Here is a 19,846-nt window from a genome sequence, read left to right as displayed (position 1 = left end):
ATAAGGTTATTCAACCTTAAAACGCCATCCAAATTTATCTTCAGCTTTATTGTATTGTATGCTAGTAATACGGTCTTTTAATAAAGTAGCGTAACTGTTTTCTAGGTTAGTAGGTAACATATAGTCATTATCTCTAAAACCAAAACCTGCAATAGGAGAAATTACAGCAGCAGTACCTGCACCAAACATTTCTTTTAAACTACCATCTTTAGCAGCGTCTACTAATTCTTGTACTTTTATTTTACGTACTTCGGTTTTAATACCTTCGTCTTCAGCAATTTTTAAAATACTTTTACGTGTAATACCATCTAGTATGCGGTCACTAGTTGGGCACGTTAAAAGAGTATCATTAATACGTACAAAAACATTCATAGCACCAGCTTCTTCAATGTACTCATGCGTATTGTCATCTGTCCAAATTACTTGTTGGTATCCTTTGTCCTGTGCAAGTTTAGTTGGGTAAAATTGTCCAGCATAGTTACCACCTGCTTTAGCAAAACCAACACCACCATTTGCAGATCTAGAGTAAGTTTCTTCAATAAGTACTTTTACTTCGCCAGAAAAATAAGATCCAGAAGGGGCGCCACAAATAACAAACTTGTATTCATCTGCAGGAGATGCGTGGAAGCCTAATCCGGTAGCAAAAATAAAAGGTCTAATGTATAAAGAGCTTCCTGGAGATTGAGGAATCCAATCACTATCTGTCTTTAATAAAGCCTTAAGGCCTTCCATAAAGTAGTTTTCAGGAATTTCTGGGATAGCTAATCTTTTAGCAGATAAGTTTAAACGTTTATGGTTGTCTAGAGGACGAAACATCCAAATGGTGTCTTGCTCATCCTTGTAAGCTTTCATTCCTTCGAAAATAGATTGCCCGTAGTGAAAAATTTTAGCAGAAGGGTCTAAAGAAATTGGCTGATAAGGCACAACTTTAGGAGCTTCCCAGGCGCCATTTTTGTAATCACAGACCAACATATGATCCATATAAATACTTCCAAACGAAAGATTATTAAAATCAACATCGTTAATTTTAGTGTTTTTTGTTTTTTCTACACTAATTTGGTTTGTAGTAACATCCATAGTATTCAGAATTTAAGTTCATAAAATTAATCAATTATCAGTACTAGTGCTTCTTTTTTAGATTAAAAATGTTCAAATTTGCAATCTATCACTAAATTTTATCAGATATGAAAAGTTTTAACATTTTGCTTGTAGTAATTTTATTGTTTATGTCTTGCAAAGAGGCAAAAAAAGAAACCGTAGTTCAGGAACCTGAGCAAAAAACAGAAGAATTAGCATCTTTTGGTGAAAAAATCACAAAAGATAATGCTAAAGTTACTAAAGAAATGGCATCTGTATACCATAATTTAGCAGTTGCAGATACGGTAACAACAAAATTTACAGGTAAGGTATTAGATGTTTGTCAGTCTAAAGGCTGTTGGATGAAGTTAGATTTAGGAGATGGTGAGCAAGCTATGGTAAAATTTAAAGACTATGGCTTTTTTATGCCAAAAGATATAACTGGTAAGGAAGTTGTAGTAAACGGAAAAGCTTTTATTGAGCAAATGTCTGTAGATGAACAACAACACTATGCAGAAGATGGTGGAGCAACTAAAGAAGAAATAGCACAAATTACAACTCCTAAAAAAACATATAGGTTTGAGGCAGACGGAGTGCTTTTAAAAGAGTAAATATTTGAAACGTAAAATAATAACAACAGGTGATGGTTCTAAAACCATACAAATAGAGGATTGGAACGAACAGTACCACTCTATACACGGGGCAGTACAAGAAGCTTATCACGTATTTATAAAACACGGCTTATCTTTATTTAAGGATGAGCCTGTTTCTATTTTAGAAATTGGTTTTGGAACTGGACTAAATGCTATAATTACGGCAATTGAGGCACCAAAAAGCAATTTAAATATAGATTATACAGGGGTAGAGGCATATCCTGTAGAAGCAGAAGAAGTTGCAGAGCTCAATTATATAGCGCAATTAAATGCTTCTAATTTTGAAGATGTATTTAATAAAATGCACAATGTAAATTGGGAGGTTAAAACAGACATATTACCAAATTTTAACCTGCTAAAAAGAGAGCAAAATTTTTTAGACATCACAGATAAAGAAGCATACAACCTTATATATTTTGATGCTTTTGGAGCTAGGGTACAGCCAGAACTTTGGACAGAAAACATTTTTGGTATTATGTACAACGCATTGCAAACTAATGGGGTGTTGGTAACTTATGCGGCTAAAGGTAGTGTTAGGCGTGCAATGTTGGCAGTTGGTTTTAAAGTAGAACGCTTGCCAGGACCTCCAGGAAAAAGAGAAATGCTTAGAGCAACCAAGCTATAATATTATTTTTAATAAAGTTTAGTGACATTTTGACATTTTTAAAGAAATGGCAGTACTTTTGCCATCTTAATTTTCAAGATATTAAACATTAGCATATAATGAGTAAAAAAGATAAAGCTGAAGAAGTAGCACAAGAAGAAAAAATAAATAAAGCTGCTGAAGAAGTTAAGGAAAGTACAGAAACTACTGAAGAAGAAACGGTAGAGTTGTCTGTTGAAGAACAATTGCAACAAGACTTAGCTAAAGAAAAAGATAAGTTTTTACGTTTGTTTGCTGAGTTTGAAAACTATAAAAAAAGAACATCTAAAGAACGTATGGACTTGTTTAAAACAGCAGGTCAAGAAGTTATAGTGTCTATGCTTCCGGTTATGGATGATTTTGACAGAGCTATGAAAGAAATTTCTAAGTCTGAAGATAAAGAGCTAGTTACCGGTGTAGAGCTTATACAAAATAAATTTAAAGAGACTTTAAAAGGAAAAGGATTATTAGAAATAGAAGTAGTACAAGGTGACGCGTTTGATGCTGACGTACACGAAGCTATTACGCAAATACCTGCCCCTGATGAAAAGTTAAAAGGGAAAATTATAGACGTAATAGAAAAAGGATTTACGTTAGGAGATAAAATTATTCGTCACCCAAAAGTTGTTGTTGGGAACTAAAAATAAAAAATGAAAGAAGATTTTTACAGCATATTAGGCATTACTAAAAATGCAACTGCAGCAGAAATAAAAAAAGCATACCGTAAAAAGGCTATAGAATTTCATCCAGATAAAAATCCTGGTGATGCTAAAGCAGAGGAGATGTTTAAAAAAGCAGCAGAAGCATATGAAATTTTAAGTGATCCTGATAAAAAAGCAAGATATGATCAATACGGTCACGCAGCCTTTGAAGGTGGTGCTGGCGGTGGCGGCGGCGGCTTCGGCGGTATGAATATGGATGATATCTTTAGTCAGTTTGGAGATATCTTTGGCGGAGGCGGCTTTAGTGGCGGCTTTGGCGGTTTTGGCGGAGGCGGCCAACGTAGAGTTAAAGGTTCTAATTTAAGAATTAGAGTTAAGTTAACTTTAGAAGAAGTGGCTAATGGCGTAGAAAAAAAGGTTAAAGTTAAACGTAAGGTACAAGCAGACGGTGTTACATATAACACGTGTACTACGTGTAACGGCTCTGGTCAGGTTACTAAAATTGCAAATACTATTTTAGGAAGAATGCAAACTTCTGCTACTTGTAGCACTTGTGGTGGTAGTGGTCAAATTATAGATAAAAAACCAGCTGGTGCAGATGCACAAGGTTTAATTGCAAAAGAAGAAACGGTATCTATTAAAATACCTGGTGGTGTAGAAGATGGTATGCAGTTAAAAGTACCTGGTAAAGGTAATAGTGCTCCTGGTAACGGTGTAAACGGAGACCTTATTGTACTTATAGAGACTGAAGAACACAGCACTTTAAAAAGAGAAGGAGATAACTTGCATTATGATTTATACATAAGTATTCCTGAAGCAGTTTTGGGTACTTCTAAAGAGATTGATGCTGTTGGTGGTAAAGTGCGTATAAAGCTAGAAGAAGGTATACAATCTGGTAAAATTTTACGCTTAAGAGGTAAAGGTATTACAAGTCTAAATGGCTATGGTAGCGGAGACCTTTTAGTACACGTAAATGTTTGGACACCAAAAGGGTTAAATAAAGAGCAAAGAGAGTTTTTTGAGCGTATGAGAGATAGTGAAAACTTTACTCCTCAGCCTGAAAAATCAGACAAATCTTTTTTTGAGAAAGTAAAAGATATGTTCTCTTAAGCATATTTAAAATACTGGGCAGTACTTGTTGCTGCTCATTTTTTTTCCCATCCTTATGTAAATAAGGGTGGGTTTTATTTTTATATGCTACCATTTATCTATCTTTGAAAAAATTGTGAAAATGAATACTATTTTGGCGGCAAAAGGTGTTTCTAAAAAATTTGGAGACCACACAGCCCTAAACAATGTTTCCTTAGAAATTCCTAAGAATTGTATATATGGTCTGCTAGGGCCAAATGGCGCAGGAAAAACTACGCTAATACGTATTATAAATCAGATTACCTTTCCAGATACGGGAGCTGTTTTTTTTGATGGTGAACCTTTAAAACCTGAACATATTGCTACTATTGGTTATTTGCCTGAAGAAAGGGGTTTGTATAAAAGTATGAAGGTTGGTGAGCAAGCTTTGTATTTGGCTCAGTTAAAAGGCTTATCTAAAGCAGAGGCAACAAAACGACTTAAATATTGGTTTGATAGGTTAGATATAGGAGATTGGTGGAATAAAAAAGTGCAAGAATTATCTAAAGGTATGGCGCAAAAAATACAGTTTGTAGTAACTGTACTTCATCAACCAAAATTATTAATTTTTGATGAGCCTTTTAGTGGTTTTGATCCTATTAACGCTAACATTATTAAAGATGAAATTCTTCATTTAAAAGAACAAGGTGCTTCTATTATATTTTCTACTCATCGTATGGAGTCTGTAGAGGAATTGTGTGAGTATATAGCACTTATACATCAGTCAGAAAAAATATTAGACGGCAAATTATCAGACATTAAAAATGAATATAAAAACAATATTTTTAATGTAGGTCTGCAAGTGACTAATGAAAATGATGTTTTAAAAAAGTTAGAAGAAAAACATAAAATCTGGACACCATCATACAACGTACAAGATGAACAGTTAAATTTTAAAATACAACTGCCTTCTAATGATACTGGTGCGTTATTAGGGTATTTATCAGAAAAAGGAAAAGTAAACCACTTTGTAGAAACTATACCGTCTGCAAACGATATTTTTATACAAACCGTAAAAAGCAAAACAAAGTAGTGGGTAAATTAGGCTTAATTATAAAAAGGGAGTATTTAGCTAAAGTAAAAAATAAGTCGTTTATAATAATGACTTTTTTAAGTCCTATTTTAATGGTAGGTATGGTTGCTTTGGTATTGTATTTGGCTATGCTAAATGACAGTGATAAAAGAGTAATTACAGTTTTAAACGAAAGTAGCTTTTTTACTGAAGATTTTAACAACACAGAAAGTACATCTGTTGTACGTTTAAAAAATCTAAGTTTAGAACAAGCAAAAGACTCTACAGAGCAACTTGGGTATTATGGTTTGGTGTTTATACCAAATGGCAATACGTTAGAAGAGGTTGCTAATTCAGCTTACTTTTTTTCTAAAGAGTCTCCTACAGATGGTTTTTTAGATGATTTAGAAGATATTTTTCAGTACCGTCTTAAACAAAAAAGATTAGAGCAATTAGGGGTTTCGCAAGAGCAATATAGTGCTATTAGTAAAAACTTTTCTATACACACGGCTACTTTTCAAGGTAAAGAAAATTTAAAAGGGTTAAATGAGCTTAACGCTATAATTGGTGGTGGCTTTGGGTATTTAATAATGATGTTTATTATTATATACGGTAGTTTTGTAATGCGTAGTGTTATTGAAGAAAAGACAAGTAGAGTAATAGAGGTTATTATTTCATCGGTTAAACCTTTTCAGTTAATGATGGGTAAAATAATAGGAACCTCTTTAGCAGGTGTAACTCAGTTTATAATTTGGGTGGTGTCTGGTTCACTATTGTTTTTAATTGTTTTTTTAGTGTTTGATTTAGATGTTGGTGCTTTGCAAAACGGAGGTGCTAATTTGCCACAGGCTCAGGCTATGCAAATGGCAAACAGTAGTATGCCAAATGATATGCAAAAATATGCAGATATGTTTGTGCAAATACCTTGGGTTTCTTTATTTAGTTTTTTCTTGGTATATTTTGTTTTAGGATATTTAATATACAGTTCTATATATGCTGCAATTGGTGCTGCTGTAGATAATGAAACAGACACACAGCAGTTTATGTTGCCAGTAATATCTCCGCTAATGCTAGCAATTTATGTTGGTTTTATATCGGTGTTTAGTAATCCTCACGGCCCAGTGGCAGTAGGTTTTTCTTTATTTCCGTTAACGTCGCCAATAGTAATGCTAATGCGTTTGTCTTCTGGTATAGGAGAAGGTGGTGTGCCAATATGGCAATTGGTAGTTTCTATAGCTTTGTTAATAGTAACATTTTTGTCTATAGTTTGGTTAGCTGCTAAAATTTATAGAATAGGGATATTAATGTATGGTAAAAAACCAAGCTACAAAGACTTGTACAAGTGGTTAAAATATTAGTATGAAAGATTTAAAAGATATATTTAAGTACATAATGGATTTTATGTCTTATAAATTGGTAGATAGTGATAAAGTAGACATCACTATTGGGACATTATTTATTATAATAATTGTACTTGTTGTTGTTACCTATCTTTTAAAATTAATACATAAAATTGTAATTGCTAAGCTCCCGCAAGATGATAAAAATAAGTTTTTAAGCATTTTTAGTTTCTTAAAGTACTTTTTATACATACTAGCGGTAATTACAGTGTTGCATTCTTCTGGGGTAGATTTAACAGTGTTGTTAACAGCTTCTGCAGCTTTATTTGTTGGTTTAGGTTTTGCTTTACAATATCTTTTTCAGGATATAATTTCTGGAATATTAATTATTTTAGACCAAAGTTTACATATAGGAGATATTATAGAAGTAGAAGGTAAAGTGGGGAGAGTTTTTGAAACCAGGTTAAGAACCACAAGAGCTTTAACCAGAGATGATAAGGTTATTGTAATACCAAACCACAAATTTTTAACAGATAGTATTTACAACTATACACAAAACCATAAAACTACAAGAGAAAATGTTAAAGTTGGTGTTGCTTATGGTAGTGATGTAGAGTTGGTTTCTAAATTATTATTAGAAATTATAGATACTAAAAAAGGGATTTTAAAAAATCCAAAACCATTTGTGTTGTTTGAGGACTTTGGAGATTCGGCACTTATGTTTTCTATAAATTATTATACAAATGATAGCTACGGAGACCCTAGAATTAAAAGTGATCTGCGTTTTTTAATAGATGCAGCTTTTAGAGAAAACAATATATCTATTCCTTTCCCTCAAAGAGATATTCATATTATTAGTAAATAATTTAGTTAAGAATTACGCATATATTTGTTTGCATATGAAAAAACTTTTAGGAGTTTGTTTTTTTCTAATGATACAATTTGTTTGGTCTCAAAGCTCAGACATTGTTAGAATAGAGTACACTACGTTGCCAAAAAAAAAGTCATCTAGAAGTATATCTAGATTTCGTTTTTTGGCAAATTTACCTATCAAATTAAATGATAAAAATTATATAATAGCTGGTGCAGAGTATGGTATTATAGACTTTGCAAACGATAGTATTTATGAGTTTGATGATAATGAACTTGAAAAATTAAGAATTGTAGATCTTAATTTAGGATACGCGCATATGCTTAATGATAAGTGGACTTTTGTAGGATTGCTTACACCAAGGTTGGCATCAAACTTTATTGATGGAGTACAAAAGGAAGATTTTAATTTAAATTATTCTGTTTTAACTATTAAGGCAGATATGAAAAAAGAAAAACCTACAAGATTAATATTGGGGTTGTCTTATAACAATGCCACTGGGTTTGATGTTCCTTTACCTATAATAAGTTATTACAAAAAGTTTCATCCTAACTGGTCATATATGATTGGTGTACCCAGAATGGAGTTTAAATACCACTTAAAACAGCACCATACTTTTAAAACGGCATTATTATTGGATGGTTATTTTGTAAATGTACAAAATGATATTGCTTTGCCAGATAATGATTTAGGATCTGGTTTATCTTTATCTGTTGTTGTAGGTGCTTTTGGTTATCAGTATAACATTAATAAAAATATATCTTTTTATGCATTGGCAGGGCACACCTTATCACAAAGAGGTTTGTTAAGAGATGAAGAAAGAAAAAGCGTATATTCGTTATATGACGATGGAAATGTATATTTTAAAACAGGATTTAAAATAGGAATTTTTTAAAACACGTATATGTCAAAAATATTAGTAATAGAAGATGAAGCTGCAATACGCAGGGTTTTGGTAAAAATTTTATCAGAAGAAAGTGATACTTATAATGTTGAAGAGGCAGAAGACGGTTTAAAAGGTATAGATGCTATTAAAAAAAACGATTACGATTTAGTTTTGTGTGATATTAAAATGCCAAAAATGGATGGCGTAGAGGTATTAGAAGCTGCGCGTAAATTAAAACCAGAATTGGCTTTTATAATGATTTCTGGTCACGGAGATTTAGATACTGCAGTAAACACAATGCGTTTAGGTGCTTTTGATTATATATCTAAACCGCCAGACTTAAATAGGTTGCTAACAACAGTACGTAATGCATTAGATCGTAAAAATTTAGTTGTAGAAAATACTAAACTTAAGAAAAAGGTTAGTAAAAATTACCAAATGATAGGGGAGAGTGAGGGTATATCTTTAATTAAAGATATGATAGAAAAAGTAGCTCCTACAGATGCACGTGTTTTAATTACGGGGTCTAATGGTACCGGTAAAGAGCTAGTTGCGCATTGGTTGCATGAAAAAAGTCCGCGTAGCAAAGCACCATTTATAGAGGTAAACTGTGCCGCAATACCGTCAGAGTTGATAGAGAGTGAACTTTTTGGTCATGTTAAAGGTGCTTTTACATCTGCAGTTAAAGATAGAGCAGGTAAGTTTGAAGCGGCTAATAAAGGAACTATTTTTTTAGATGAAATAGGTGATATGAGTTTGTCTGCGCAAGCAAAAGTATTACGTGCTTTACAAGAAAGTAAAATATCTAGAGTTGGTACAGATAAAGATATAAAAGTAGATGTTAGAGTAGTAGCAGCTACTAACAAAGACCTAAAAAAGGAAATAGCAGAGGGTAATTTTAGAGAAGATTTATACCATAGACTAGCTGTTATACTTATAAAAGTACCTGCTTTAAATGACAGAAGAGAAGATATTCCTTTGTTAATAACATATTTTGCAGATAAAATAAGTAAAGAGCAAGGAACGGCTAAAAAAGTATTTTCTGATAAAGCAGTTTCATTGTTAAAAAGTTATGATTGGACAGGAAACATTAGAGAGCTACGCAATGTTGTAGAACGATTAATTATTTTAGGCGGACAAGAAGTTACAGAAGAAGATGTAAAACTATTTGCAAGTAAATAATACGTAGTTTACTAAAAACAAAAAAAGCCTATATTTTTAAAATATAGGCTTTTTTTTATAGGCTGTAAAGTTGTTACATTACTTTGCTTGCCAAATATTTTTGTACTTCGTAAACATCTATACTTTTGTTAAATTTTTTGCTTACAGATGGTAAGTTTTCACTAGAAATCCAAATTTTTAATTCGGCATCTAAATCAAAAGTACCTGCAGTTTCTAAAGAGAATCTAGAGATGCTTTTGTATGGCATAGATCTGTACTCTGCTTTGTTGCCAGTTAGGCCTTGTACATCTATTAATATTAAACGCTTATTGGTAAACATAAACGTATCTCTAAACAATTTAAATCCTAGTTCTACTTGTTCATTATCTGTTAGAAGTCTTCCGTATTTTTCATTTAATTTTTCTACAGATACTTCACTTGCGTTACCAAGTATTTTATTAAATAACCCCATTATTTGTAATAAAATTTAGTTTGCTTCGTTGGTTTTGTTTTCATTTTTGTTTAGCAACTTGGCTGATACTTTATAATCTGCATTATATATCATTTTTGGTGTAGCTTTTTTTAAATCAAAATAAGCTCTTTTATACCATTTAGCATCTGTTGCTTTTTTTTTGTAATCTTCATTGGTTTTAGTAGTGCCAAATTCTTCATTTATATATGGTTTAATAGCGTGTATGCCAATACCAAAGTATTCAATACGTTCTAAAACCATTGCAAAATCTAGCTCAGAAAAGTAAAAGTTGTCATCAGCATCAAATCCTGTATTTAAGTTTTGAAGATCTGTAAAAACATTCTTTTGTAAAAATTCTAATTTAGTCATAGGTAGTGTTAAGGTGTGTATTTATAAGTAGTAGTTAATTGTACTCTTATTTTTTTCTGTTTAAAACCTTGTACTCTTCATAACAGCCGCTAATGGCATCTAAAATTTGCAAGTCATTAGCTGTTTGTATAAAAGATTTAGAGTAATTACAGTTGTTTAATATGTCTTCAATATCTACTTTTTCTAGTTGTAGTAATTCTGTTAGTGTTTCCCTGTCAAACTTTGCGGCTAGTAAATCTCTAATACGATCATCTTCTTTTATTTGACGAAGTTTACGCATTTGCGCAGGTTTTTTACCAAATAAATTACGGAGTAAATCTGCAGGGTTTAGTATTGCACCAAGTACTTTTGTAACAGCACTTGGGTTTTTGTTACCTGCTTCATAACCTGTGTTTAGTCCAGAAATTGCATACTGGTAAGAGTCATTTAAACTTACGTTTTTGGCATCTATTTCTAAAAAACCTGTTAATTGGTATGGTTTTACAACAACTTCTTCTAGGGCAAAAGCAAGTTCTGTTAAGGTAATTTTAGTGTCTTTAAACTTAAGCATATCATTAGTAATCTTAATTTTTTGAGATTTAAAACCAAGGTATGTTAGGTAAAGTGTATCGTTGGCAACTGCAGGTATTGTAAACTTACCTTCTTGATCTGTAATTGTACCTTTTACTTGGTTAAGGTTTACAATGTGTACGCTAGGCATAGGTTCATCAGTTTGTGCATTTATAATGGTTGCAGTAAACTCATTTTCTTTTTCTTTTGTTTTTTTATCCTGTGAAAATCCACAGAATGTAATTAAGCTAAAAACAAGTAGGATGTATTTATTCATAAAAAAAGTGGTGTCGTTTATCTTCTACTAAAAACTCTAAGATATTAAAGTTTATCTCTTTAGGTGCGGAATATGGGTTAATTTTTTGATTAGAGGTGGTAAATAAACAAAAAAAAATACGCCGAAGCGTATTTTTAATATTCTATTAACTTAAAAGCTTAGTATCTTCTTTTGCTTCTTTTGTTTCCGTAGCTTCCACCACTATCGCGGCTTCCTCTGTTGTCTCTGTTACGAGAACGACCTCTGTCTCCGCCACTTCTGTTATCTCTTCCTCCACGAGAAGAAGAAGAACGGCCTCTGTCTCCGCGACCTCTACCGCCTCTTCCACGGCCACCACCGCCTCCAGGATTGTTAGAGATTTCAACATTAACAAATCTGCCATCTACCTTAAATTCAGTAAAAGTACTTAATACTTTTTCAGAATGTTCTGCATCTGTGTTAAAGAAAGAGAAACTCTCTTTTACGTCTACTTTAAAAACATCTTCTTTACCAAGACCAACAGTATTTCTTAAGAAATCTTTTAATGTCATCCAATCGTAATCATCACGCTCACCAACATTAATAAAGTAACGTACAGAACCACTTGTAGGTATTTCTGCTTTGTTTTTACCACGCTCCTCACGATCTCCTCTTTCTCCACGGTCAGAGCCATTTAAGTCTCTAGTTTTGTTGTAGTAATCAAAGAAACGAGTAAACTCTACAGATACAATCTTTTTAATAAGATCTTCTTTATCTACACCTTCTAATATTTCATTAATAGCAGGTAAGTAGCTTTCTACTTCATCATTAATCTCTGTATCTTTAATTTTATTGGCTAAATGGTGCAATTGAATTTCACAAATTTCCATTCCGGTTGGAATCTTTTTTGATAAAAATTCAGTTTGTAGCTTTCTCTCTAAGGCTTTTATTTTACGTAACTCACTACGAGTTACAATAACCATAGATACACCAGATTTACCAGCTCTACCAGTACGTCCACTACGGTGTGTGTATGTTTCTATTTCATCAGGTAATTGGTAGTTTATTACGTGCGTAATATCATCTACATCTATACCACGTGCAGCAACATCTGTTGCAACAAGCATTTGTATTTGTTTTTTACGGAAGGCGTTCATTACCAAATCTCTTTGGTTTTGACTTAAATCTCCGTGTAAAGCACCAGCATTGTAACCGTCTTCAATTAATTTTTCGGCAACCCTTTGTGTATCTCTTTTTGTTCTACAAAAAACAACAGAGAAAATATCAGGGTTAGTATCTGCTAATCTTTTTAATGCAGGGTATCTATCTCTACCACCAACAACATAATACTCATGTTGTACTGTAGTTGCACCAGCGTTTTTAGATCCCACAGTAATTTCTTGTGGGTTGTGCATGAATTTTTTAGCAATGGTAGATACTTCTCTTGGCATAGTTGCAGAGAATAACCAAGTAAATTTTTCATCTGGAGTGTTAGATAAAATGTCTTTAATGTCTTCATAGAAGCCCATATTTAACATTTCATCTGCTTCATCCAATACGCAGTAATCTAATTTAGAAATGTTAACCATACCACGGCTAATCATATCTTTTATTCTACCAGGAGTAGCAACAACTATTTGTGCTCCTCTTCTAATTTGGTTTGCTTGGTCTGTAATACTAGCACCACCGTAAATTGCAACTACGTTAAGTCCTTTTTCGTATTTAGAATACGCTTTAAGCTCGTTTGTAATTTGTAAACAAAGTTCACGTGTTGGTGAAAGTATTAATCCTTGAGTAGTTCTGCTGCTAGAATCAATTTTCTGAATTAACGGAAAACCAAAAGCTGCAGTTTTACCAGTACCTGTTTGCGCTAATGCAACTAGGTCTGTGTCTTCATTTAAAAGGATTGGAATTGCTTTTTCTTGTACTTCTGAAGGTGATTCAAACCCAAGATCTACAATAGCATCAAGTAGGGACTTGTCTAGCCCTAATGCTTCAAATTTTGTCATAATATGTTATTCTTAATCGCAAATATGTATGTTACATAGAGCGTTTATCATATTATAACTCAGAGTAACACATGCTATACCAGCGGCGTTTTTAATAAAGTGCAAAAGTACTCTAAATATTTTGAATAACCATACAACATAGGTAATACTTGTTTTTAAGGCGCAAGACTATAACCATATACAGACATAATAACACCAATAACACCAAAAATTATCATTAATGCAACTAATGATTTTTGTAGCTTAGGATTGTCGTAAATAATAATACAAACAGCACCTAAAACTATACTAATTTGAAAAAAAAGTACGCCAAAATCAAACTTACGTGTAGCAATATCATATTTACGGGCAAGCACTTTCCACTCGTTAATGCCAGTTATTACACCCATTTGGCCATCTAAATCTTGTACCCAATCTTTTTTATCAATGTTTTTAGAGCCAACTAAAATTTCATGCTTTTCTGCTTTGTACTTTTCTATTTTAGCTTTTGTTTTTTCAATTTTAGTGTAAACAAAATCTCTTTTTTCTTCAGCTATAGCATTTGTATAAAGTAGTGCTTCAAGATTGTCTAACTCACTTTCTTTTAAACTCTCTTTTATGCTTTTAGACTGATACCAACTCGAATAATTGACCAATTTATTGTGTGCAATCATCATTTCTTCCTCTAATTCTCCGTTAACTAACTGAGAAATAGCCATAAGTGCGGCAAAAAATGCAATAAGTACACCACCATATGCTTCGGCACGTTCAGATGCTACAGAAACCTCTACTGTTTGCTTAGCCATTGTTGTATTGTTTTAAAAAAGAAATTAACTGTTGTGTAGCTTTTGCTCTGTGACTAATTTTATTTTTTGTATTTAATGGTAATTGTGCAAATGTTTGGCTGTAACCTTCAGGAGTAAAAATTGGGTCGTACCCAAAACCATCTGTACCCTGTTTACCTTTGGTAATAACACCATTAACAACACCCGTAAAAATATGTTGCTCTCCGTTAATGTGTAGAGCAATAACTGTTTTAAAATGTGCTTCTCTGTTTGGGTTGTCTCCTAACTTATGTAAAAGTTTAGCCATATTATCTTCTGCACTTTTTTGTTCACCAGCGTAGCGTGCAGCATAAATACCAGGTTCTCCGTTTAGAGCATTTACTAAAAGGCCTGTGTCATCAGAAAAACAAGGTAAGTTGTATTTTTCTGTAACATAGCTAGCTTTTTGTATAGCATTACCTTCTATGGTGTCTGCGGTTTCTGGAATATCATCAAAACAACCAATATCTGTTAAAGAAACAAGCGTAATAGTAGTAGGTACTAATGCTTTTACCTCTTTAAATTTATTAGTGTTGTGTGTAGCAAATACTATTTTCATTATCTGTAATTAGGAGCGTTTTTATAAAACTTTACATTAAAAATGTAAAAAAAACAATTGCAAAAGTAGTAATTTTATTTTCTTAAATATTTAGTATGACTTTAAAGTTCCCGCCAGTAGTAGTAGTTTTTATATTTGGTTTGTTAATGTATGTTTTAGCAAGGTTTTTACCCTTTGGTATATTTGATTTTTTTGGTAGAACAATGTTATTAAAAGGATTGTTAGTTGCTATGTTTTTAATTTTAACAACATCTACCTATAAATTTTTTAAGGCTAAAACCACTGTAGATCCTAAGAACATAGAAAAAACAAATGCTTTAGTAACCACAGGTATTTACAAGTTTACTAGAAATCCAATGTACTTAGCAATGCTTTTACTATTAATTGCTTGGGGCTTATTTTTAAGTAATGCTTTTAATATGCTTTTGGCTGCTGCATTTGTGTCTTATATGAACGCTTACCAAATAGAACCAGAAGAAAAAATGCTTGCTCAAAAATTTGGTAAAGAATATACTTCTTACACAAAAAAAGTACGTCGTTGGTTTTAATTTTATTATCATATTCTTAATTAAAGGGCTTTTAAAAAACAATTTTTATAGCATATGTGATGATACACCTTTTTTGCTTTAATTTTATTTTGATTTAACAGCATACACACTAATATTTTTTACTTTTACTACTTAAATTTTTTTAAAATGGTAGACCAAGGGAGAAAATATGTTTTTGATTTTGATAGTACTTTAACCAGAGTTGAAGCATTAGATGTTTTAGCAGAAATTACATTACAAGGTAATGCTAACAAAGATGAAATTATTAAAGAAATACAAGAAATCACCAATCTAGGTATAGATGGGGATATTTCCTTTACAGAGTCCTTAGAAAAACGCATAAAACTGCTTAATGCACATAAAAGCCATTTAACGCAATTGGTAGCAGAACTTAGAGATAAAATATCTAAGTCTATAGAAACTAATAAAGAGTTTTTTCATAATTATTCTGATGATATTTATGTAATTTCTTGCGGATTTAAAGAGTTTATAGATCCTATTGTTGAAGAATACAACATACCATCTAGTAAGGTATATGCAAACACGTTTAAGTTTGATGAGGATGGTAATATAATTGGTTTTGATGAAGCTAATGTATTGGCATCTCACAACGGAAAAATTGAATGCCTTAAAAATTTAGATTTAGATGGTGAGGTACAAGTAATAGGAGATGGGTATAGTGATTATGTAATGCGTGAAGCAGGTATTGCAGATAAGTTTTTTGCTTACACAGAAAATGTGAGTAGAGATAAGGCCACAACAAATGCAGACCACGTTACGCCAAATATGGATGAATTTTTGTTTGTAAATGATTTGCCAAGGAAAATATCATATCCAAAAAACAGAATTAAAATATTGTTGCTAGAAAATGTGCATCCGGCAGCATTTCATAATTTATCTGAAGACGGTTTTTCTGTAGAACTTGTAAAACACAGTCTACCAGAAGAAGAATTAATAGAAAAATTAAAAGGAGTACACGTTTTAGGTATTCGTTCTAAAACACAAGTAACCAAAAAAGTATTAGAGGCAGCAGATAAACTTTTGGTAGTTGGTGCATTTTGTATTGGTACTACGCAAATAGACTTAGAGAGTGCTAAAAAAAGAGGTGTAGTTGTGTTTAATGCACCTTATAGTAATACACGCTCTGTTGTAGAATTGGCAATAGGAGAAATTATTACCTTAATGCGTAATGTGTTTCCAAGAAGTCAGGAAATTCACAGTGGACAATGGAATAAAACAGCAGTTAACTCTAGAGAAGTACGTGGTAAAAACCTAGGTATTGTTGGTTATGGTAATATAGGTAAGCAATTATCTGTACTAGCAGAAGCAATTGGTATGCGTGTATATTATTATGATGTTAATGATCAATTAGCACTTGGTAACGCTACAAAATGTAGTACTTTAGAAAATTTACTAAATGTTTCTGATGTGGTTACATTACATATTGATGATAATAAAGCAAACAAGAATTTTATTGGTGAGCGTGAAATTAAGCAGATGAAAAATGGTGCTATGCTTATTAATTTATCTCGTGGTTTTGTAGTAGATATACAAGCATTAGTAGCTGCATTAAAAAGCGGAAAAATTGGAGGTGCTGCTGTAGATGTTTATCCAGAAGAGCCGCGTAGTAACGGTGAGTTTTTTACAGAGCTACAAGGTTTAGAAAACGTAATATTAACACCGCATGTTGGTGGTAGTACAGAAGAAGCTCAACGAGATATTGCAGATTTTGTACCTAATAAAATTATGGAATATATAAACTCTGGTAATACAGTAGATGCTGTAAATTTCCCAAGTATACGATTACCTAGACAAACAAATGCACACCGTTTTTTACATATACATAAAAACGTACCAGGTATTATGGCTAAAATAAATAAGGTTTTAGCAGAATATGAAATGAATATTAACGGTCAGTATTTATCTACAGACAGTGAGGTTGGGTATGTAATTACAGACTTAGATAAAAAATACAACAAGGAAGTTATTAAAGCTCTAAAAAAAGTTGAAAACACTATTAAGTTTAGAGTGCTTTATTAGTAGTATATATGTTATAAGTAAATAAAAGGACTGTACTTAAAAGTGCGGTCTTTTTTATTACATATTATTCTAGAAAATTTTTAACCTTAGTTTTTATAAAAAATATGTTCTTTTTCCTTTTTAGTTTGTAACTAATAAAATTTCCTAGTTTTGTTTTTAGTTGCTCTATTTCTGTGTTGCTTAAATCTTTAATAAGAGTGTTATTAATTTCTAATATTTGATTGTTTAAAGAAACTTCTGAGGTATTAGTTTTATTGGTAAAAGTGGTGCTAACAAATGCTTTTTTACCTCTTTTTATAATTTTAAAGCCATCAGTGATTAATTCAGACGCTATCTTTACTTTATCTCTAAATTGTTCTAGTATTAGCTTATTCTGGCTATTGTAAATACTAAAATACTTTAGTATTCCGCCTCCAATAAAACCAATACCATTATTAGAACAGTCAGAGTGTCCACCTAAAACAGATTTCAATTCATCACGTTGAAGCATTTCATTAGCTTCTAATTTAAAATTAATTTTTCTTTGGTCTATTAAAGACACCCAAGGCTTGTGTCCATTCTTCGCGAAAGAATATTTTTATATTATTGTAATACCTCTTTTAAGTTTTCGATTGAGTGTTTTAGTTTAATTTATTTATTATTCGTTTAAAATTTATACTGTCTGATGGTCTTGGAGCGTTCTCTAAAATAACTTCATTGTTTTTGTTTAAAATAGAATATCTAGGAATTGTTTCTATTCTTAAATATTTTATAAGTTTAGAGCTTTTACTGTTTAATAATAAATACTGTTGTTTGCTCTCTAATTTAGACTCTAATGCTTTGGATTTTTGTAACCACTGTTTCTTATTTTTATCAATAGAAATGTAAATCCAGCTAACATTTTGCTCTTTAGATAAATTATTTTTAAAACTAAAGCTTTTTTTAATTTCAGTAATGCAAGGGCCACACCAACTAGCCCAAAAATCTATAATCTTTGTTTTACCTTCACTTTGTTTTAAAATATCTTTTAACTGTATAGTGTCGCCTTTAATAGTTAACAATTTTTCATTTAAAACAATACTAGGGAGTTCTAAATTTAAAAGCTTTGTTTTTTCTTGAATAGCAGTTAATTCATTTACGTAAGATGCATTTTTTAGTAAAGGCTTATACTCGTTAATAACCTTATTAAGTATATCTACATTGGTTTTGCTGTTTCCAAATCCTTTTTTATAATAATCATAAATAAGTCTGCTTATGGCAAAATGCTTTAATTCTCCGTCTAGGTTTTTCTCAATAAAATCTTTTTCTTTTGCAAAGGTTTTTTCTGAATAGTCTAAATAATCATAAGTAACAAAATAGTGCCTAATAAAATCTGTAAGGCTTCTTTTAAAATAGTCATTATTAATTAATTCTGGTTTTTTAAAATCAGCTATGGTAACATTGTTAAAGTACTCTTTTGGATTAAAAATTTCTTCAGAATTTAATTTTTCGGGTTTATTTACTGTAGAAAAAACACTTTCTGTATTATTAAAATAACTTACTGTGCATTCCGATTTTATGTTTCTAGGAGCTATTAAGTTGTATAAATATTCATATTCTATTTCTTGGCTAACAAGACTTTTAAAGTTGTTAGAAACTACATTGTTTTTAATATAAGATTCATAGAATAGTTTTATTGCGTTATAAACATAAGAGCAACTGTCTTTGTATTGCTTAATGTTGTTTTTAAACGTAGGCCATTTTAACTGTAAAGAATCTAAAGCGGTATAGAAATTATAATGAGAAGCATTTTTACCTGAAAATTGTAATTGCCCTTTTTTAGTGGTAAACGTTATGCTATCACCAGGAGAAACTAAAACACGAGTATTGTAGAAATCATCTCCAAAACTCATTAATTCAATAATTTGTGGCTTTTCTATACTATCTAATACAGTATTGTAAACACTGTCATATAGCCTTTTATTTTGACCATTGTGATTTGTTCCGTATAGGTAAGAGTAATTTAGTATATTAAAGTACTCTAGAGCTTTTTTGTCCTTAGATGTTCCGCTAATAACAATAGGTTTATAAGTTTTAGTAGCACTTGTCTGTTTAATGCTAACAGAGGTGGTTGTTTTGTCTTTTTTACAGGCAAACAATAAACTAAATAATAGTAAAAGTGTTGTAATGTATAATAGTTTATTGTGCTTCATATTAAAAACTAATTTCTTAGTTCTAAAGTATGACTTTATATCATTAAAATAAGAATAAGATTGTTAAAAATTAGTTAAAGCTAGTTTTACCTATGGTGATAAGGCTCGTTACGTAAAATAGTAAACCCTCTATAAATTTGTTCAACCACAAATAAACGTACCATTTGGTGAGAAAATGTCATTTTAGAAAGACTAATTTTTCCTTTAGCAGTAGCGTAAATTGTATCACTAAAGCCATAAGGACCTCCAATAACAAAAACCAATTGTTTAATACCTGCATTCATTTTCTTTTGTAAGTAATCAGAAAAATCTACAGAGGTAAATTGTTTTCCGTTTTCATCTAAAAGTATAAGCACGTCAGTAGTACTCAATTTTTTTAAAATAAGCTCGCCTTCCTTTTCTTTCTGTTGTGCTTCAGACAGGTTTTTTGCATTTTTTATATCTGGTATAATGTCTAAATTAAACTTAATATAATGTCCTAATCGCTTTTCATACTCAGCAATTAGTGCTTGTAAGTTTTTATTATCGGTTTTGCCAATGGCAAGGAGCTTAATAGTCATACCACAAATATACTGTCAATTTTTAAAAATTATTAGATAACAACTGCATTATGTAGATAATCAAAAAAACAGTTAAAGTTTAATAAAACAATTTAGTA

General features: G+C 31.5%; 21 protein-coding genes. 11 read left to right on the top strand and 10 right to left on the bottom strand.

Annotated elements, in window-relative coordinates; all coding sequences use genetic code 11:
- Window positions 1-6 precede the first annotated feature (6 nt).
- The gene (locus CELLY_RS01695; protein ID WP_013619920.1) at window positions 7-1,077 is read right to left on the bottom strand and encodes a branched-chain amino acid aminotransferase; all 1,071 of its coding nucleotides are present in this window, start codon (window positions 1,075-1,077) and stop codon (window positions 7-9) included.
- A gap of 107 nt (window positions 1,078-1,184) precedes the next feature.
- Here CELLY_RS01695 and CELLY_RS01690 point away from each other — a divergent pair, with 107 nt between their 5' ends.
- From CELLY_RS01690 to CELLY_RS01650, 9 genes are all read left to right on the top strand, one after another.
- A complete protein-coding gene (locus CELLY_RS01690) occupies window positions 1,185-1,688 on the top strand; it encodes a DUF4920 domain-containing protein (RefSeq protein WP_013619919.1) in 504 nt (167 codons plus the stop codon).
- Between the two features lie 4 nt (window positions 1,689-1,692).
- Window positions 1,693-2,355 carry a tRNA (5-methylaminomethyl-2-thiouridine)(34)-methyltransferase MnmC2 gene (mnmC2, locus tag CELLY_RS01685; protein ID WP_013619918.1) on the top strand — a complete coding sequence of 221 codons (663 nt, stop codon included), beginning with the start codon at window positions 1,693-1,695 and terminating at the stop codon, window positions 2,353-2,355.
- Window positions 2,356-2,453: 98 nt separating this feature from the next.
- A complete protein-coding gene (locus tag CELLY_RS01680; RefSeq protein WP_013619917.1) occupies window positions 2,454-3,014 on the top strand; it encodes a nucleotide exchange factor GrpE in 561 nt (186 codons plus the stop codon).
- Between the two features lie 9 nt (window positions 3,015-3,023).
- Window positions 3,024-4,145: a molecular chaperone DnaJ gene (dnaJ, locus tag CELLY_RS01675; RefSeq protein WP_013619916.1), complete on the top strand. Its 1,122-nt coding sequence runs from the start codon at window positions 3,024-3,026 to the stop codon at window positions 4,143-4,145.
- Between the two features lie 121 nt (window positions 4,146-4,266).
- A complete protein-coding gene (locus CELLY_RS01670; protein ID WP_013619915.1) occupies window positions 4,267-5,196 on the top strand; it encodes an ABC transporter ATP-binding protein in 930 nt (309 codons plus the stop codon).
- On the top strand, window positions 5,196-6,533 hold the full coding sequence (locus CELLY_RS01665; RefSeq protein ID WP_013619914.1) for an ABC transporter permease: 1,338 nt from the start codon (window positions 5,196-5,198) through the stop codon (window positions 6,531-6,533). The genes CELLY_RS01670 and CELLY_RS01665 overlap by 1 nt, the downstream gene beginning before the upstream one ends.
- 1 nt (window position 6,534) lies before the next feature.
- Window positions 6,535-7,380 carry a mechanosensitive ion channel family protein gene (locus tag CELLY_RS01660; RefSeq protein WP_013619913.1) on the top strand — a complete coding sequence of 282 codons (846 nt, stop codon included), beginning with the start codon at window positions 6,535-6,537 and terminating at the stop codon, window positions 7,378-7,380.
- Window positions 7,381-7,414: 34 nt separating this feature from the next.
- On the top strand, window positions 7,415-8,281 hold the full coding sequence (locus CELLY_RS01655; protein WP_013619912.1) for a DUF6268 family outer membrane beta-barrel protein: 867 nt from the start codon (window positions 7,415-7,417) through the stop codon (window positions 8,279-8,281).
- A gap of 9 nt (window positions 8,282-8,290) precedes the next feature.
- Entirely contained in the window at window positions 8,291-9,454 is a 1,164-nt protein-coding gene (locus CELLY_RS01650; RefSeq protein ID WP_013619911.1) for a sigma-54-dependent transcriptional regulator, read from the top strand.
- Window positions 9,455-9,527: 73 nt separating this feature from the next.
- Here the strand turns inward: CELLY_RS01650 and CELLY_RS01645 are convergent, their stop codons facing one another.
- The 6 genes from CELLY_RS01645 to CELLY_RS01620 all read right to left on the bottom strand — a co-directional run bounded on the left by CELLY_RS01645 (window position 9,528) and on the right by CELLY_RS01620 (window position 14,429).
- Window positions 9,528-9,905, bottom strand: a complete 378-nt coding sequence (locus tag CELLY_RS01645) for a PH domain-containing protein (RefSeq protein ID WP_013619910.1) — start codon at window positions 9,903-9,905, stop codon at window positions 9,528-9,530.
- Between the two features lie 15 nt (window positions 9,906-9,920).
- Window positions 9,921-10,274 (bottom strand): hypothetical protein, encoded by a 354-nt coding sequence (locus CELLY_RS01640; protein WP_013619909.1) that lies wholly within the window; start codon window positions 10,272-10,274, stop codon window positions 9,921-9,923.
- Window positions 10,275-10,320: 46 nt separating this feature from the next.
- Window positions 10,321-11,100 carry a carboxypeptidase-like regulatory domain-containing protein gene (locus CELLY_RS01635; protein ID WP_013619908.1) on the bottom strand — a complete coding sequence of 260 codons (780 nt, stop codon included), beginning with the start codon at window positions 11,098-11,100 and terminating at the stop codon, window positions 10,321-10,323.
- A 158-nt stretch (window positions 11,101-11,258) separates the two neighbouring features.
- The gene (locus tag CELLY_RS01630; protein WP_013619907.1) at window positions 11,259-13,067 is read right to left on the bottom strand and encodes a DEAD/DEAH box helicase; all 1,809 of its coding nucleotides are present in this window, start codon (window positions 13,065-13,067) and stop codon (window positions 11,259-11,261) included.
- Between the two features lie 155 nt (window positions 13,068-13,222).
- Window positions 13,223-13,852, bottom strand: a complete 630-nt coding sequence (locus CELLY_RS01625; protein ID WP_013619906.1) for a DUF4337 domain-containing protein — start codon at window positions 13,850-13,852, stop codon at window positions 13,223-13,225.
- Window positions 13,845-14,429, bottom strand: a complete 585-nt coding sequence (locus tag CELLY_RS01620) for a non-canonical purine NTP diphosphatase (RefSeq protein ID WP_013619905.1) — start codon at window positions 14,427-14,429, stop codon at window positions 13,845-13,847. Before CELLY_RS01620 ends, CELLY_RS01625 begins: the two co-directional genes overlap by 8 nt.
- Window positions 14,430-14,524: 95 nt before the next feature.
- Here CELLY_RS01620 and CELLY_RS01615 point away from each other — a divergent pair, with 95 nt between their 5' ends.
- Complete coding sequence (locus CELLY_RS01615; protein WP_013619904.1) at window positions 14,525-14,977, top strand: methyltransferase family protein; 453 nt, start codon at window positions 14,525-14,527, stop codon at window positions 14,975-14,977.
- A 147-nt stretch (window positions 14,978-15,124) separates the two neighbouring features.
- A complete protein-coding gene (gene serA / locus CELLY_RS01610; RefSeq protein WP_013619903.1) occupies window positions 15,125-17,017 on the top strand; it encodes a phosphoglycerate dehydrogenase in 1,893 nt (630 codons plus the stop codon).
- A gap of 64 nt (window positions 17,018-17,081) precedes the next feature.
- Here serA and CELLY_RS01605 read toward each other — a convergent pair whose 3' ends face one another.
- The 3 genes from CELLY_RS01605 to rlmH all read right to left on the bottom strand — a co-directional run bounded on the left by CELLY_RS01605 (window position 17,082) and on the right by rlmH (window position 19,748).
- Window positions 17,082-17,558: a hypothetical protein gene (locus CELLY_RS01605; RefSeq protein ID WP_013619902.1), complete on the bottom strand. Its 477-nt coding sequence runs from the start codon at window positions 17,556-17,558 to the stop codon at window positions 17,082-17,084.
- Between the two features lie 79 nt (window positions 17,559-17,637).
- Complete coding sequence (locus CELLY_RS01600) at window positions 17,638-19,188, bottom strand: TlpA family protein disulfide reductase (protein ID WP_013619901.1); 1,551 nt, start codon at window positions 19,186-19,188, stop codon at window positions 17,638-17,640.
- 86 nt (window positions 19,189-19,274) lie between these two features.
- Entirely contained in the window at window positions 19,275-19,748 is a 474-nt protein-coding gene (rlmH, locus tag CELLY_RS01595; protein WP_013619900.1) for a 23S rRNA (pseudouridine(1915)-N(3))-methyltransferase RlmH, read from the bottom strand.
- Window positions 19,749-19,846: the final 98 nt, after the last annotated feature.

The organism is Cellulophaga lytica DSM 7489 (genome assembly GCF_000190595.1).
Lineage (GTDB): Bacteria > Bacteroidota > Bacteroidia > Flavobacteriales > Flavobacteriaceae > Cellulophaga > Cellulophaga lytica.
The sequence above is the reverse complement of the archived record's forward strand: the minus strand, read 5'-3'. Positions and strand labels throughout refer to the sequence as shown.